This is a genomic window from Nocardioides sp. Z13_37 (genome assembly GCF_058355585.1).
Genome location: NZ_JBZGDV010000007.1, coordinates 1 through 14388 on the forward strand (window position 1 = coordinate 1; position 14388 = coordinate 14388).

A 14388-nucleotide genomic window follows, 5' to 3' on the forward strand; every position below is an offset into this window, starting at 1 on the left:
CTTTCCGCTCGACTTGCATGTGTTAAGCACGCCGCCAGCGTTCGTCCTGAGCCAGGATCAAACTCTCCATCGAAAAACACGCACCCACACCCACCACCCAAAGGCAGCAGACACAGACACGACAATCAATAAGAGCCACATCCATGACAAAAAACGAAACTGACATGTTGTCAGAATCATCGTCAAAGAAACCGCGACACCACACCCAACCCACACCCCAAAGGAGCGCAAGCCAGAACATGACGTCAACGGGGCAAAACAAACTAATTCGTCGACTAATCAAACACACTGTTGAGTTCTCAAAAATCAGACGCACCCACATCGCGATCCGGTGAGGATCTCGGTTGCGTGAGGCAACTGGTCAAACTTAGCGAGCGACAATCTGTCGAAGCAAATCCTCGACTGTTTCGCTCTGACCCGGTGGTGTCACCGTGACCGATGACCGCTTCAGGTTGTCCTGCCCGGGGCCGGGAGCCCGACCTGACCGGTCTTGCTCCCCGCCGCTCCCTGGCGACAAAGAGAACATTATTCATTCCGCCCGGATCGCGCAAATCGAAACGGTGTGACCGCGCGCACACCTGCGTTTGTGCAGGTCAGAGGCCTGTTGGGGCCACTGGGGCGGGTGGGAGCGGCGTTCCGGGGCCGGTGGGACGGGCCCCGCGAGCACCCGCCCACCGCGTCCTCAGGACACCTCGACGCCGGCGAACTTCTTCTTGCCGCGCCTGAGCACCAGCCAGGATCCGGCGACCAGGTCGTCCTTCGTCGGCCGGAGCTCGGGGTCCTCCACGCGGACGTTGTTGAGGTAGGCGCCGCCCTCGGCGACGGTGCGACGGGCCTCCCCCTTGCTCTTGGCGAGGCCGGCGGCCACGAGCAGGTCGAGGATGCCGAGCAGGTCGCCGGCCGGGATCCGCGTGCCACCTGCCTCGCGCAGCGCGGCCGCGAGGGTGTCGGGCTTGATGCCGGCGAGGTCTCCCCCGCCGAACAGCGCCGCGGCGGCCGCCTTGGCGTGCTCGACCTCCTCCTCGGAGTGCACCAGCGCGGTGACCTCGTCGGCGAGCCGCTTCTGGCCCGCGCGCAGGAACGGCTTGTCGGCCGTCTGCTGCTCGAGGTCCTCGATCTCCTCGCGGGAGAGGAAGGTGAAGATGCGCAGCAGCTCACCGACCTTCTCGTCCTCGACGTTGAGCCAGAACTGGTGGAAGGCGTAGGGGGAGAGCATCTCGGGGTCGAGCCACAGGGCACCGCCCTCGGTCTTGCCGTACTTGGTGCCGTCGGTCTTGGTGATGAGCGGCGTCGCGAAGCCGTACGCGTTCTCCCCCGTGACCCGGCGGACCAGGTCGGCTCCCCCGGTGATGTTGCCCCACTGGTCCGAGCCCCCGAACTGCAGGCGCACACCGTGCTCGCGGAAGAGGTTGAGGTAGTCCATCGACTGGAGCAGGACGTAGGAGAACTCGGTGTAGCTGATGCCCGACTCGAGCCGGCGCCGCACGGTGTCACGGGCGAGCATCCGGTTGACCGGGAAGTGCTTGCCGATGTCGCGCAGGAAGTCGATGGTCGACAGAGACGCGGTCCAGTCGTAGTTGTTGACCGTGGTGGCGGCGTTGTCGCCCTCGAAGCTGACGAAGCGCGAGACCTGCCGGCGCACCCGCTCCGTCCACTCCTTCACCGTGTCGAGGGAGTTGAGGGTGCGCTCGCCGGAGTCGCGCGGGTCACCGATCATCCCGGTGGCCCCGCCGACCAGGATGTAGGGCGTGTGGCCGGCGTCCTGGAGGCGCCGCGCGGTGACCAGCTGGACCAGGTTGCCCATGTGGAGGCTGGGGGCTGTGGGGTCGAAGCCCACGTAGAACCTGATGCTCCCCTCGCCCAGCGCGGCGCGGAGCGCGTCGCGGTCGGTGGAGTGGGCGACGAGGCCGCGCCACTCCAGCTCGTCGAGGACATTGGGGGTCGTCACGGGGGATTCCTTCTGCTCGGGCGGACTCGGGTGCGGGCACTAGCCTAGGGCGACGACGCAGGAGGGACGGCACGTGATCGCAGGCAGGTACAGGCTCGACAGGCAGATCGGCCGCGGCGGCTCCGGCACGGTGCACCTGGCCCGCGACGAGGTGCTGGGCCGGCTGGTGGCGATCAAGCGGATCGGTGTGATCCCGGGCTCCGACAGCGCCGGGCTCGAGCGTGCCGAGCGCGAGGCGCGCCTCGCCGCGGCGCTCAACCACCCGCACGTCGTCTCGGTCTTCGACCTCGTCGACGACCAGGACGTGCGCTGGCTGGTCATGGAGTACGTCGACGGCGAGACGCTGAGCGAGCGCGTGGCGACGTCCGGACCGCTGGCCGCCGAGGAGGCCGCCGCCCTGCTCGCGCAGACCGCCGACGCGCTCGTCGAGGCCCACGCGCACGGCATCGTCCACCGCGACGTCAAGCCGAGCAACATCATGATCTCCGGCGGGTCGGCCAAGCTCAACGACTTCGGGATCGCGAGGTCGGAGGACGACCACTCGCTCACCCAGACCGGGCTGGTCACCGGCTCCCCCGCCTACCTGGCTCCCGAGGTGGCCTCCGGGGCGTCGGCCACCCCCGCGAGCGACGTGTGGTCGCTGGGCGCGACGCTCTACCACGCCGTGACCGGCACGCCTCCCTACGACGTCGGCGACAACCTCATCGGCGCGCTCTACAAGATCGTGCACGAGGACCCGCCGCGGCTGCCCGATGACCACCCGCTGGCCGGCCTGCTCACGGTGATGATGAACCGGGACCCCGACGCCCGCTGGCCGATGCCGCGGGTGCGTGACGAGCTGGCCCGCGTCGCGCGCGGACAGGCCTCCACCGTCGTCCCGGTGCCGGTCGCGACGACCACGGCGGGCCCCGAGCGCACCGGCGAGCTGCCGACCCTGCGCGAGCCGGCCACCGCCGCCGGTGCGCCACCGCGCCGGCGCGCCGGCCGCTGGGGGTGGCCGGTGGCCGCGGCCGTCCTGGCGGTCGCCGCGATCGCGGCGGCGTACGTCTGGGCCGGACGCGGCACGCCCGAGGCACTCCCCGAGGAGCGGCAGCCCACCTCGGCGGAGGCCTCGCAGACCCCGGCCAGCAGCGCTCCCCCGGCCACCGCGGAGGACACCCGCGAGCAGATGGACGCCTTCATCGGCTCCTACCTCTCCACCGTGACCAGCGACCCCCGGGCGGCCTTCGACCAGCTCACGCCGGAGTTCCAGGACACCAGCGGCGGCTTCAAGGGCTACATGGGGTGGTGGGGCCAGGTGCGCTCCACCTCGCTGGTCGAGGTCACCAGTGACCCCTCCGACCTCACGGTCGGCTACACCGTCGACTACGTGATGAAGTCCGGCGAGCGCAGCACCCAGCGCGTACGGCTCCAGCTCGAGCGGCGCGACGACCGCCTGCTCATCGCCGGCGAGGGCTAGGGGGCCGAGGGGACGGTCGGGGTCGACGGCCCGCCGAGGTCGTGGCGCTGCGCCCACAGGGCTGCCTGGGTCCGGTCGGCCACCCCGATGCGCTGGTAGGCCGAGGTGAGGTGGGCCTTGACCGTGCGCTCGGTGATGCCGAGGCGTTGGGCGATCTGCTTGTTGAGCAGCCCCTCGACCACGAGGCGCAGCACCTCCGACTCGCGCGGGGAGAGCCCCGCCCCGGCGCCGCCCTGGCCACCAGCACCGCCGGCCGCCGCGTGGCGCGACAGCACGCGCCTCGCGGCGCGAGGGTCGAGCGGGGACTCCCCGCGGGCCACCGCTCGGATGCCGTCGAGGAGGACGTCCGGCTCGGTGTCCTTGAGCAGGTAGCCCACGGCACCGGCCCCGATCGCCGCGTCGATGCGGGCGTGGTCGGAGAACGACGTCAGCACCAGGACCTCGGTGCCCCCGCCCCCGCCGACGATGGCGCGGGTCGCCTCGACACCGTCGAGGACGGGCATCTGCAGGTCCATCACCACCACGTCCGGGCCGTGCGCGCGCACCTGCTCGATCGCCTCGTGGCCGTCCCTGGCCACGCCGACGACCTCGAGGTCGTCGCACGACTCGATCAGGCCGGCCAGGCCGCGGCGCACGACGGCGTGGTCGTCGGCCACCACCACACGGATCATCCGACCGGCACCTCCACGCGCACCATCGTCCCCGAGCCGGGAGCCGACTCCACCTCCCAGGCGCCGCCGTGCTCGCGCACGAGGCTCTCGGCCGCCCGCAGGCCGAAGCGGTCGCCGTCGCCGCCGGCGCCCGGGTCGAACCCGACGCCGTCGTCGAGCACCTCCAGGACCAGGTGGTCGTCCTCCCTGCGCACGGTGAGCGACATCCGACCGGCGTGGGCGTGCCTGGCGACGTTGCGCACGCACTCCTGCGCCACCCGCCACACCAGGGCGAGCGCCGAGCGCGGTGCGCCGTCGGTGCCGCTCACGTCGACGTCCACCCGGGTGCCGGACGCGGCGAGCGGGGCGACCAGGTCGTCGATCGACGCGGCCAGGCCCGCGGTGTGCAGGTCGGGCGGGTAGATGTCGACCAACAGGGAGCGCAGCGAGCGCATGCTGACCCGCAGCGACCGGCCGACGTCCTCGAGCTCGCGCCGGTGCGGCTCGTCGGATCGCGCGGCCAGCGCCGAGAGCGCCATCGACGACCCGGAGAGGTCCTGGACGACGCCGTCGTGCAGGTCGCGGGCGATGCGCAGCCGCTCGGCGTCGGAGGCGCGTACGGCCGCCTCGAGGAGGCGCTCGCGCTCGCGCGCCGCGCGCGAGAGGCGCCGCGACAGCAGCAGGACCAGCGGGGTGCCGAGCGCCACCAGGGCGACGAGTGCGCCGATGGTGATCGGCAGGAAGCGGTCGAGGATCTGCGCGCGGCTGGCCCGGATGTCGTCGACGCCGAGGTAGGCCTCGAAGAGCAGCGGGTCGCCCTCGGGCGACCGGACGCGGGTGTAGACCTCGAGCAGGTCGCCGCCGAGGTCGCGCTCGTAGCGGTTCTCGGGGCGGGAGAGGTCGGAGAGCTCGGCATCGGTGCCGCCCTCGCGCAGCACCTCGAGCTCGTCGTCGCCGAGCGGGTAGACCGTGCCGATCAGCTCGGTGCGGTCGCTGTAGACCACCCTCCCGTCGGCGTCCCACAGCTTGATCCGCAGCACGTCGTCGACGAGCAGCCGGTCCAGCGCCGTGCGGTCCATCCGGTCGATGGCGGCGGCGTCGCCGTCGCGCAGCCCCGGCGGGATCGCCGGCTCGGCCACGGACGCGGCGAGCACGCGGGTCAGCGACCGGGCGTCGGCGACGGCCTCCTCGTCGGCGGCCGAGCGGCTCAGGGCGCTGGTCGCGACGACGACGACCACGAGCGTGGCGAATCCCGCGGCCAGGAACTGCACCACGGGACTCGTCAACCAGCGCATGCGGGCGTACCTCCGATGAGGTCAGTAGTTGACCACACCTCGGCACACCTGGCCGTCACGGACGGCTTCGAACACGAAGGTGTCGGTGCCGGCGAGGTCGACGACCTTGCGCTCGACCTCGAACGAGCCGCTGCGGGCGGTGGTGATGCCCACACCGCTGTCGGTGACCGAGCCGTTGTGGCTCAGCGTCCAGTCCCAGCGCTGGGCACCGACGTTGCTGTCGATCTCGCCCTCGACCTCGAGCCGGCCGTCGTCGGTCTTGACCTTCAGCTTCCAGTCGGCGCCGCCGCTGCACCGACCGGTGCGGATCACCCGGTCGTCGTCGCGGCCGCCGCTGTGGCCGCTCCCGCTGCCGCTGCCGTCGTGGTCGTCGTTGTCGCCGGAGCCGTGACCGCTGTGGCCGTCGTCGCCCGGTCCGTCGCCGCCCCCGCTGCGCGACGACGCGGGCTGGTCGGCCTGGGCAGCGTTGGCCCCGATCGCTCCGAAGGCGCCGAGCGACAGGCCGGCCAGGGCGACGACCACGGCGAGCGAGCGGGCGAGGTGGCTGATCGAGGTGGCGATGACGGAACGGGTGGAAGCAGTGCTGTTGGTGCCGGTGGTCGGGATGTGGGTCATGGGGTCCTCCTCAGTAGGTGGGACCCAGCCTTCGCGACCGTCAGGCTGCCGGCGAGATGGCCGATGGTGCTAGTACCCCGACTGGTCCCCACGGGTGAGGACGTGCGCGGCCTGCTCGTTAGCCTTGGACGTCAGCCACGGAAGGGGTTGACGTGATCGCAGGCAGGTATCGCCTGGAGAGGGAGATCGGCCGCGGTGGCGCGGGTGTGGTCCACCTCGCGCACGACGAGCTGCTCGACCGCCCGGTCGCGGTGAAGCGCATCGGCCTGCTGCCCGGCACGACCGACGACGATGTCGTGCGTGCCCAGCGCGAGGCGCGCCTGGCAGCCGGGATCAACCATCCCCACGTCGTGTCGATCTTCGACCTGGTCAAGGACGAGGACTGCTACTGGCTGGTGATGGAGCACGTCGACGGACGCACGCTGTCGGAGCTGGTCGCCAGCGAGGGCCCGCTCCCGGACCGCCGCGCCGCCGCGATCCTCGCCCAGGCCGCCGATGCGCTCCTGGAGGCCGGGTCCGCCGGGATCGTGCACCGCGACGTCAAGCCGAGCAACATCATCGTCAACGGCGCCGACCAGGCGAAGCTCGGTGACTTCGGCATCGCACGGTCCTCGAGCGACACCGCGCTGACGCAGACCGGGCTGATCACGGGATCGCCCGCCTACATCGCCCCCGAGGTCGCGTCGGGGCAGCCGGCCAGCGAGGCCAGCGACGTCTGGTCGCTCGGCGCGACGCTCTACCACGCCGTCGTCGGGAGGCCGCCCTACGACGTGGGCGACAACGTCCTCGGTGGCCTCTACCGGATCGTGAACGACGACCCGCCGCGGCTGCCCGCCGACCACCCCGTCGCGGGACTGCTCTCGGTGATGATGGTCAAGGACCCCGCGCAGCGCTGGCCCGTGGCGCGGGTGCGCGACGACCTGCGACGGATCGCGCGTGGCGAGGCGAGCACCGCCCCGCTGCCCGCGGTGCCGGTCCCCGCCGCCGAGCAGCCCGACCCGGAGGCGACCGTCGCGATGGCGGCTGCGACAGGGCCATCGGGCCCGGGATCCCCCCGGGACGCCACCACGTCGGCCTCCGCGACCACCCGGGCCACGCCGGCGCCTGCGGCCGCCGCATCGGCACCGCCCCAGCGGTCGACGCCCGACTCCCCGCGCACCCCCGCACCGACGCCCGCGCCTGCTCCGGCCCCGGCCTCCGCCGGCTCGCGGGGGCGGCCGGCCGGCTGGCTGGCGGCGGCACTCGCCCTGGTGCTGGTGGCGGGCCTCGGCGCGTGGCTGCTGTGGCCGCGCGACGACGAGCCGTCCGGAGCCACCGGCAGCGACGACGGGCCGAGCGCCTCGGCCGACCCGACCTCGGAGGAGCCGTCGGGCTCGGCGTCCGAGCCCACCTCCGAGCCCACCTCCGAGCCGACCGAGAGCCCGTCCGAGGAGACGACCACCGACCCCGGCGCGTCCGGGTCGACGCCGGCCGCCGCGCGGGCGTTCGTCCGCGACTACTTCTCGCGCGTCACCTCCGACCCCGAGTCGACGTTCGAGCTGCTGACGCCGCAGTTCCAGGCCGCGAGCGACGGCCTCGGGAGCTACACGGGGTTCTGGAGCACGATCGAGTCGGCGACTCCTCGCGCGATCCGCGTGGATCCGCAGACCCTCACGGCGTCCTACACGATCGACTTCGTCACCACCGACGGCCGCGAGACGACCGAGCAGGGCCGGTTGCAGCTCGAGCGGCAGGGCGACGGGTTCCTCATCGCCGGGGAGGGCTGAGCGCGTCCACTCGGCCGCGGGGCTTCTCGTGCGTCGGAAACGGGCGCGTCCACGACCGCCGGATGCTTCTCACGCGATGCCGTCGGACGCCCCGGACCGAGGCTGCGGGGTCGAGACCCAGTAGGCGAAGTCGGCGATCCCCTGTGTGGTGCCGATCGAGCGCTGCACGGAGCGCACCGGCGACAACGTGAAGCTGACAGGCGACGAGAACAGCGGCCCGTCGTGGACGAAGGAGTGGTACTCCCCGAGCTCCCCACACGGGTCGGGGCCTTCCGGCAGGCGATCGACGAAATCCCGGTCCAGAGGGACGCCGACATGGGAGGGACCGAGGACGCTGGCATCGACGACCACCGTCACCGCTCGGTGACCGGAGTCGAGGAACGCGTCCACGCACTCGCGTGAGCTCATCCCCTCCAGCGGCTCCACCACGTCCATGCCCAGGGGCCCGAACAGCTCCTCACGGTGGGCACGGCCTCCGGAGCAGTCGAGGTCACCGAACGCCATCGCGTCGACGCCCTCTCCTCGCATGGTCGCCACAGCGGCGCGCATCACCCCGGCGTACCCGTCCAGGTCCTCCCCCGGCATGGGGATGGTCTGCAGCGGCAGCCCCACGCACCGAGCCTGGGCGGCAAGCAGCTCGACAGGGATCTCATGCACAGTCGACTCGGAGTCCCTGGTGTCCGTCGTGGTCACCAGTCGATCCACCCGGAGGTCCCCGCGGCCGAGCAACCTGCTCAGGCCGAGCACAGAGTCCTTGCCGCCGCTCCACTGGAAGGCAACCGTCCTCACGGGCCGACAACCTAGTGGCTGACCCGACACCACAGCATGCTTCGCCGTAGGGCGGGTGGGGCTGCTGGGCGGCCGCGGTCAAGATCTTCTCACCGTTACGGACCACCGCCACCCCGGCCTGATACCGCTGCTCGATCACCTTCAACGCCCTCATCAAAGGGGGTGTCGTCATCACACCGGCGTAGCCCTCACCCATCACCCGATGATGTGTAACGCATCAGCCGAAGACCCGGAGCGTCACCCATCAGGCGAGGCACTACACATTTCGCCGTAGGGCGGGTGGGGCTCGAACCCACGACCCAAGGATTATGAGTCCTCTGCTCTGACCGACTGAGCTACCGCCCCCGCATGTCTGTTCTTGCAGGTCAGAGGCATTATTCGCCCGCCACAGGGGTCGTTCGACCACTCTCGCGGAGCTCACAGACCGCAACCAGACCGCACGAGACTGTAGCGCCCCCTCTCCGAGCCGATCGACGTAGGTGTGAGCGTCTCCCGGATAGAGGTGCCCGTAGCGTCCGAGGTGATGCTCACCGAGGCGTGACCAAGCATGTCGCTCAGCGCCTTCGCGGCGTCCCCTAATTGGTGAAGAGACGCGCATATGTGCCGCAGATCGTGACGCCGCACCATGTCGCCCGCAGCCTGCGTAGCGACTCCAGCAGCCCTCTCTGAACCGCGCTGGCGCGTCCGGAGACATTTCTAGTTTGAGACCCCGGCGATTGCTGGGGTTTGGTGGTGAGCGTCGTGAGCCCGTTCGGCATCGACGGGTGTGAGGTCGTCGCAGTGCTCGACCGGTCGGCGGGGATTGAACCAGTCGATCCGCTCGGCGGTGGCGATCTCGAGGTCGTCGAAGCCCTCCCCCGGCCGACGTGGCTTGACCAGCTCGGTCTTGTAGAGCCCGATCACCGACGCGGGCATGGCGTTGTCGTACGACGAACCTCACGGCACCGGTCGGGGGCTTGATCCCGGCGGCGGCCAGGTGCTTCGCCGCGTCCACAGTCGAGCGACTCGACTGCTCCTCAACCAGCGTCGCGTCCTCGGCCGCACGGCATCTTCCAGGCTAGCTCGGGCCTATCCCCGCACGATTACCGCTCGGCCGAACTTCTTCGTGGACAAGCCGAAGCCGGTACGCCGAAAAACGCCGCTCCATCGCTGCGTCACGGCTTGGCCAGAAGCTCGCGGCCCTTAGGCAGCATTAAGGCTAGGCGTTGCTCCGTAGCCTTGCCCGTAGCGAAACGAGTTGTCATGTCGGGCTGCGTCCACAGCTCTTGGGCAGCAACGAGCAAGTCGTCTCGAGCGGCCGATCCGTTCGCGATGTGGTAGCCCAACCCCATTGCGAGCACCTCGTATGCAGTGTTGAGGAACCCACCGAAGAACTTCTCTTTTGCTCCGTTCCACTTCCTGAAGATCCGGTCACTACCGGCATCCGCGAGTCGATCGAACGACTCGCAAAACACCCGCTCTAGCTCGTCCTTCCCCGCTTCGTGGTTCGTGGCCATCTCAAGGGCGTGTGTCTCGAGCTTCGACTGGAACTGGCTGAGTGAGGAGGTCGACACGACTTCCTTGTTGTGTAGCCAGAGGAATCGGAGCACAAGGTCTTCGTCGTACTTGGCCGCGACGTCCTTGTCAGGGAGGCTGGTGGTCTCGACGAACGAGTCGCGCTTAGCCAAGCCTTGAAGCCACTCGACGAAGTTGGGGTTGACGCCTACAAGCACGGCGTTCCGGATCTCCTGCGCCGAGAGCGGAGAGCCGAAGCTGTTGAGACGCTGGAACAGGTCGTACTTCGTCTCCTCGCTCGACTCTCGCTTGACGATCTTGACGTCGATCTTCGCGCGCTTGATGTCAAGTTTCTGCGCAGCGGTCAGCGCCGCGGCCTCCTCGCCGTCCCAAGTCTTTCCTTCCAAGTGCTTCAGGTACTTTGTCGCGTTTAGCTGCAACGCTGGGAACTCAGCTGCGTCGAGCAGACCTTGCAGTTGCAAGATGGTCGAGATGCGTTGCAGTCCATCGATCAGCTCCCACTTCCCATCTTGGTCTTGAGAGACAAAGATTGAAGGGAGAGGAATCCCAAGCAGAATGCTCTCGATCAGGAGTGACTTCTGGTCGTCCTCCCAGCGGAACAGCCGCTGGAAGGCGGGCCGGATTACTAGCTCCCCGTCCCGGTAGAGGTTTGTGAGCTCTCCAATACTCATCGGGTAGCTGTCGGTCGAGATTGTTCGGCGAACGGCTACGAGCTCCGACTCCAAGGTCGGCTTGACCACGCCAGACGTCTCGGTGTTGTTCATGTTCACAGGAGTCCTTCCAGGGCGGCGATCTCGCGACTGACTCCGACAAGATCGGGGAAAATCATGCTTTCGGCGAACCCCAAGGCCGCCAAGTCTCGGCGAAGTTGGACTCGATCAAAGTCGAGGACATACTTCCAGAGCGTGGTCGCAGCGTGCCCGCTCGCGAACGCCTCCATGTCATCAGTGCTATCGCCAGTCACCGTGAACGCCCCACGTTGGGCTGTGATGCGCGCGGAGTTGTAGGTGCCATAGATGGCGAGTGGCTGGGGATACCTCCGCGCCAGGTCACCCTCCTTGGAGAGCGGCGCGTAGGACTTCAAATCCTCGGAGTCGGTGGTGAGGACTGACACGTCAGGGAAGCCCTCGAGCTGCTTGGCTTGACGGTTCCATCCGATCGGATCGAACACCCAGAGGTTAGAAGCGCACGCCACCTCTTCGCTGGACTCGTCGGAGTGCTTGTGTTCCATCGAGGCGAAGTACAGGCCAACGAACAGGTTCTCGCTCCAATCGAGCAGACGCGTAGGCAGACCGTGATGTTGCATCGCGAAGAGCTGCTCCCAGTCGTTCTGCGGGAACCCGGAGGGCCAGTACGGCAAGCTGCGTTGCCTAAACCGCGTGATGAGACGCTTCTCTAGCTCCAACAGCTTCGCGCTGTCTGCGACCTTCCGTGGTAGCGAAGCGATCAGCTGGTGACCGTTGCAGGTGTGACCCCGATGCCAGAGCGGACGCCCTCCTTCAAGCGATGCGCCGATAGCGAGCACCGCTGCGACGAGTTGAGTCGTGGACTCAACATGAACCTCTTCGACTGCCATTCGTTCCCCCTAGATTGTGCGGCGGACGATATCTCAGGCCCGATTCAGACTGCGCGAGAGCGCGAAAAAGGTCCGAAACATCGGACAACACGATTACCTGCGAGGGACCGCTCCTGACCCAAGGTTTGGGCAGGTCAGAGCCTCTTCGCAGGTCAGGGGTTGAGTCGCAGAGGGCCTGAAACGCGGTCGAACGGATTATGAGTCCTCTGCTCTGACCGACTGAGCTACCGCCCCTCGGGGCGCACCCTAGGCGATGCGCGCCTCGACCTCGTACATGTGCTCCACCACCCGGAAGCCGAGGGCGGTGTTGGTGCGGTGCATCGCGGTGTTCGACGGGGCTGTCCAGGTGTGCACGAGCCGCACGTGCTCCGGCAGGGCGGCGTAGTTGGCGGCCTTGAGGGCCGCGCCGAGCCGGCGGCCGCGGTGCTCCGGCATCACCAGGGTGTCGTCCTGCCACCCGTAGTCGGTGCCGTGCGGGACGAAGAGCAACGAGTAGCCACCGAACGTGCCGTCCGATCGGCGGCGGGCCGCGGCCACGCGGACGTCGTACGCCCGCATGAGCCGCTCCTCCGACAACGCCAGCCGTTCGTCGTCGATGACCTCGGGGTCGAGCTCGAGCTCCCCGGTGGGAACGTCGGCGTTCATCTGGTTGCGCATGGCGAGGTAGGCCGCCCGGTGCTCGTCGGGGCACCGGCCGCTCCAGGTGACGAGGTCGTAGGCCGGGTCGACCGGCGACGCGGCCACGGGGAGGTCGGCGACGAGGTGGTCCTCGCGGTGCTTGTCGACCGCTCCCACGGCGGCGGCGAACGCGTGGGCCGCACCGGGTGCGGTGACGTCCAGCGTGGCCTCTCCCCCGAGCCGCGTACGACCGGCCGCCGTGGCCCGCTCCACCAGCGCCTCCCAGAGCGCGCGCCCGGTGCCGGCGCGGCGGTGCTCGGGGAGCACCTGCACCTCTCCCCAGGCGACGTCGGTGTTCTCCGTCAGCGGCAGCTCGAGCTCGGCGACGCCGATCACCTCGGAGCCCTCCACCGCTTGGAGCCAGGTGCGCGCGTGGTGGACGGTGGGCGAGGTGGCGCTCACCTCGAACGCCGCCAGCGTCGTGGTCAGCGCGTGCGGGCGGTCGGCCCGGACCGCGCGCTCCATGACGTCGTGCCACGCAGCCCTGGCCGCCGGGTCGGTCGGGTCGAGCTCGACGATCTCCATGGCCGCATCGGACCGCACCGGCCTGTCGTGACGCAAACGGGAATGCGGTTTCGGCTTCGCACGGGGCCCTCCGCATGGGACAGTGATCCGTCTCGGAAGCGGCTCCGGCACGGGAGGACCTCGGTGGCCAAGGATCGATCTGCACTGCTGCCACCGTCGCAGCGCCACCTCGTGACGCGCTTCGGCTACGGCGTCGACGCCACCCTCGCGCGCGACGTCCAGCGCGCAGGAGGGGCGTCGGCCTGGTTCGAGCAGCAGCTCACCCGGCCCGGCTCCTTCCCCGACGGGTCGGCCGACGCCGTGCGCCGATGGTGGCCCGACCTCGACCGCCCGCCCGCCGACCTGTGGAAGCGCCAGGTCCAGGAGGTCCGCGGCGGCTGGCAGGTGATGGAGGACTACGGGCGCTGGCTGCTGCTCAGGCGCATCCGCACGCGGCGCCCGGTGCTGGAGAAGATGACCGAGTTCTGGGAGGCGATGCTCCACGTCCCGGTGAGCGGTGACGCCCACTTCACGTGGCGCGTCGACTACGGCGACACGATCCGGCGCAACGCCCTCGGCCGCTTCGACCAGATGCTGCTCGAGACCACGACGCATCCGGCGATGCTGATCTTCCTCTCCGCCGCGACCTCCACCAAGCGCGCCCCCAACGAGAACCTCGGGCGCGAGCTGCTCGAGCTGCACACCCTCGGCGCGGGCAACTACGACGAGGACGACGTCAAGGCCTCCGCGCGGATCCTCACCGGCTGGCACGTGGACCTCTGGAAGACGTGGAAGCGGTCCTACGTCAAGGAGGACCACTGGACCGGGCGGGTCAAGGTGCGCGGCTTCCGCCACGACAACCGCAAGGCCGACGGCCGCGAGGTCACCCGCGAGTACCTCCGCTACCTCGCCCACCACCCGTCGACCGCCCAGCACGTCGCGACGCGGCTGGCGACCAAGTTCGTGCGCGACGACCCGCCGCCGGCGCTGGTCCGGCGGCTCGCGAAGGTCTACCTGCGCAACGACACCGCGATCGTCCCGGTGCTCCGCGCCCTCGTGGCGAGCAAGGAGTTCCGCAAGGCGGCCGGCGACAAGCTCCGCGACCCCGGCGAGGACGTCGTCGCGACCTACCGGGCCCTCGGCGTCGAGGTCGGGCGTCCGCGCCGCAACGACTCCGCCGCCAACGCGATCCTCTGGCAGGCCGGGAGCCTCGGGCTCACGCCCCACGCCTGGCCCCGGCCCGACGGCACCCCGGTCACCGACACGACCTGGGCGTCCCCGTCCCGTGCGCTCGGCTCGATGAGCATGCACTGGTCGATGGCGGGCGGCTGGTGGCCGTCCGAGGGCCTGCGCCACCGCACGCCGAAGGCCTGGGTGCCGGCGAAGAAGCCGATCCGGTTCGAGGACCTCGTCGACGCCGTGAGCCGCGACCTGCTGCACCGGCCGGCGACCGCGCGCCTCGTCCAGACCGCCTGCCTGGCCACCGGCTGCAAGGCCAGGGAGAAGATCGACCGCGAGCACGGCCTCTACGAATGGGGCTTCCCGCGGCTGCTGGCCGCTGTCCTCGACTCCCCCGACCACCTGGCGTGCTGA

The 14388-nt window shown here is 69.7% G+C and carries 12 protein-coding genes, 1 tRNA gene and 1 rRNA gene; 3 read left to right on the forward strand and 11 right to left on the reverse strand.

From position 1 onward, the window contains the following. Together AC4H2S_RS15880 and tyrS are read right to left on the reverse strand one after the other, a co-directional pair. Positions 1-73 (reverse strand): 16S ribosomal RNA (locus AC4H2S_RS15880); the annotation flags it as partial. 609 nt (positions 74-682) lie between these two features. Further along, on the reverse strand, positions 683-1948 hold the full coding sequence (gene tyrS / locus AC4H2S_RS15885; RefSeq protein WP_491497948.1) for a tyrosine--tRNA ligase: 1266 nt from the start codon (positions 1946-1948) through the stop codon (positions 683-685). 73 nt (positions 1949-2021) lie between these two features. Here tyrS and AC4H2S_RS15890 point away from each other — a divergent pair, with 73 nt between their 5' ends. After that, positions 2022-3407, forward strand: a complete 1386-nt coding sequence (locus AC4H2S_RS15890) for a serine/threonine-protein kinase (RefSeq protein ID WP_491497949.1) — start codon at positions 2022-2024, stop codon at positions 3405-3407. Here AC4H2S_RS15890 and AC4H2S_RS15895 read toward each other — a convergent pair. The 3 genes from AC4H2S_RS15895 to AC4H2S_RS15905 are packed head-to-tail and all read right to left on the reverse strand — an operon-like array spanning position 3404 to position 5967. Next, positions 3404-4078 (reverse strand): response regulator, encoded by a 675-nt coding sequence (locus tag AC4H2S_RS15895; protein ID WP_491497950.1) that lies wholly within the window; start codon positions 4076-4078, stop codon positions 3404-3406. The genes AC4H2S_RS15890 and AC4H2S_RS15895 overlap by 4 nt on opposite strands. Next, entirely contained in the window at positions 4075-5352 is a 1278-nt protein-coding gene (locus tag AC4H2S_RS15900; RefSeq protein WP_491497951.1) for a sensor histidine kinase, read from the reverse strand. The genes AC4H2S_RS15895 and AC4H2S_RS15900 overlap by 4 nt, the downstream gene beginning before the upstream one ends. Positions 5353-5373: 21 nt before the next feature. Continuing rightward, entirely contained in the window at positions 5374-5967 is a 594-nt protein-coding gene (locus AC4H2S_RS15905) for a hypothetical protein (protein ID WP_491497952.1), read from the reverse strand. Between the two features lie 152 nt (positions 5968-6119). Here AC4H2S_RS15905 and AC4H2S_RS15910 point away from each other — a divergent pair, with 152 nt between their 5' ends. Then, on the forward strand, positions 6120-7733 hold the full coding sequence (locus tag AC4H2S_RS15910; protein WP_491497953.1) for a serine/threonine-protein kinase: 1614 nt from the start codon (positions 6120-6122) through the stop codon (positions 7731-7733). Positions 7734-7802: 69 nt separating this feature from the next. Here the strand turns inward: AC4H2S_RS15910 and AC4H2S_RS15915 are convergent, their stop codons facing one another. The 6 genes from AC4H2S_RS15915 to AC4H2S_RS15940 all read right to left on the reverse strand — a co-directional run bounded on the left by AC4H2S_RS15915 (position 7803) and on the right by AC4H2S_RS15940 (position 12816). Beyond that, positions 7803-8555, reverse strand: a complete 753-nt coding sequence (locus AC4H2S_RS15915; protein ID WP_491497954.1) for a Dph6-related ATP pyrophosphatase — start codon at positions 8553-8555, stop codon at positions 7803-7805. A gap of 238 nt (positions 8556-8793) precedes the next feature. After that, positions 8794-8867 (reverse strand) — tRNA-Ile (locus AC4H2S_RS15920). A 351-nt stretch (positions 8868-9218) separates the two neighbouring features. Beyond that, on the reverse strand, positions 9219-9437 hold the full coding sequence (locus tag AC4H2S_RS15925) for a hypothetical protein (RefSeq protein ID WP_491497955.1): 219 nt from the start codon (positions 9435-9437) through the stop codon (positions 9219-9221). Between the two features lie 239 nt (positions 9438-9676). Then, positions 9677-10801, reverse strand: a complete 1125-nt coding sequence (locus AC4H2S_RS15930; protein WP_491497956.1) for a GmrSD restriction endonuclease domain-containing protein — start codon at positions 10799-10801, stop codon at positions 9677-9679. A 2-nt stretch (positions 10802-10803) separates the two neighbouring features. Beyond that, a complete protein-coding gene (locus AC4H2S_RS15935) occupies positions 10804-11613 on the reverse strand; it encodes an FRG domain-containing protein (RefSeq protein ID WP_491497957.1) in 810 nt (269 codons plus the stop codon). Between the two features lie 246 nt (positions 11614-11859). Then, the gene (locus AC4H2S_RS15940) at positions 11860-12816 is read right to left on the reverse strand and encodes a GNAT family N-acetyltransferase (RefSeq protein WP_491497958.1); all 957 of its coding nucleotides are present in this window, start codon (positions 12814-12816) and stop codon (positions 11860-11862) included. Between the two features lie 123 nt (positions 12817-12939). Between AC4H2S_RS15940 and AC4H2S_RS15945 the strand changes: the two genes are divergently transcribed. Beyond that, positions 12940-14388, forward strand: a complete 1449-nt coding sequence (locus AC4H2S_RS15945) for a DUF1800 domain-containing protein (protein ID WP_491497959.1) — start codon at positions 12940-12942, stop codon at positions 14386-14388.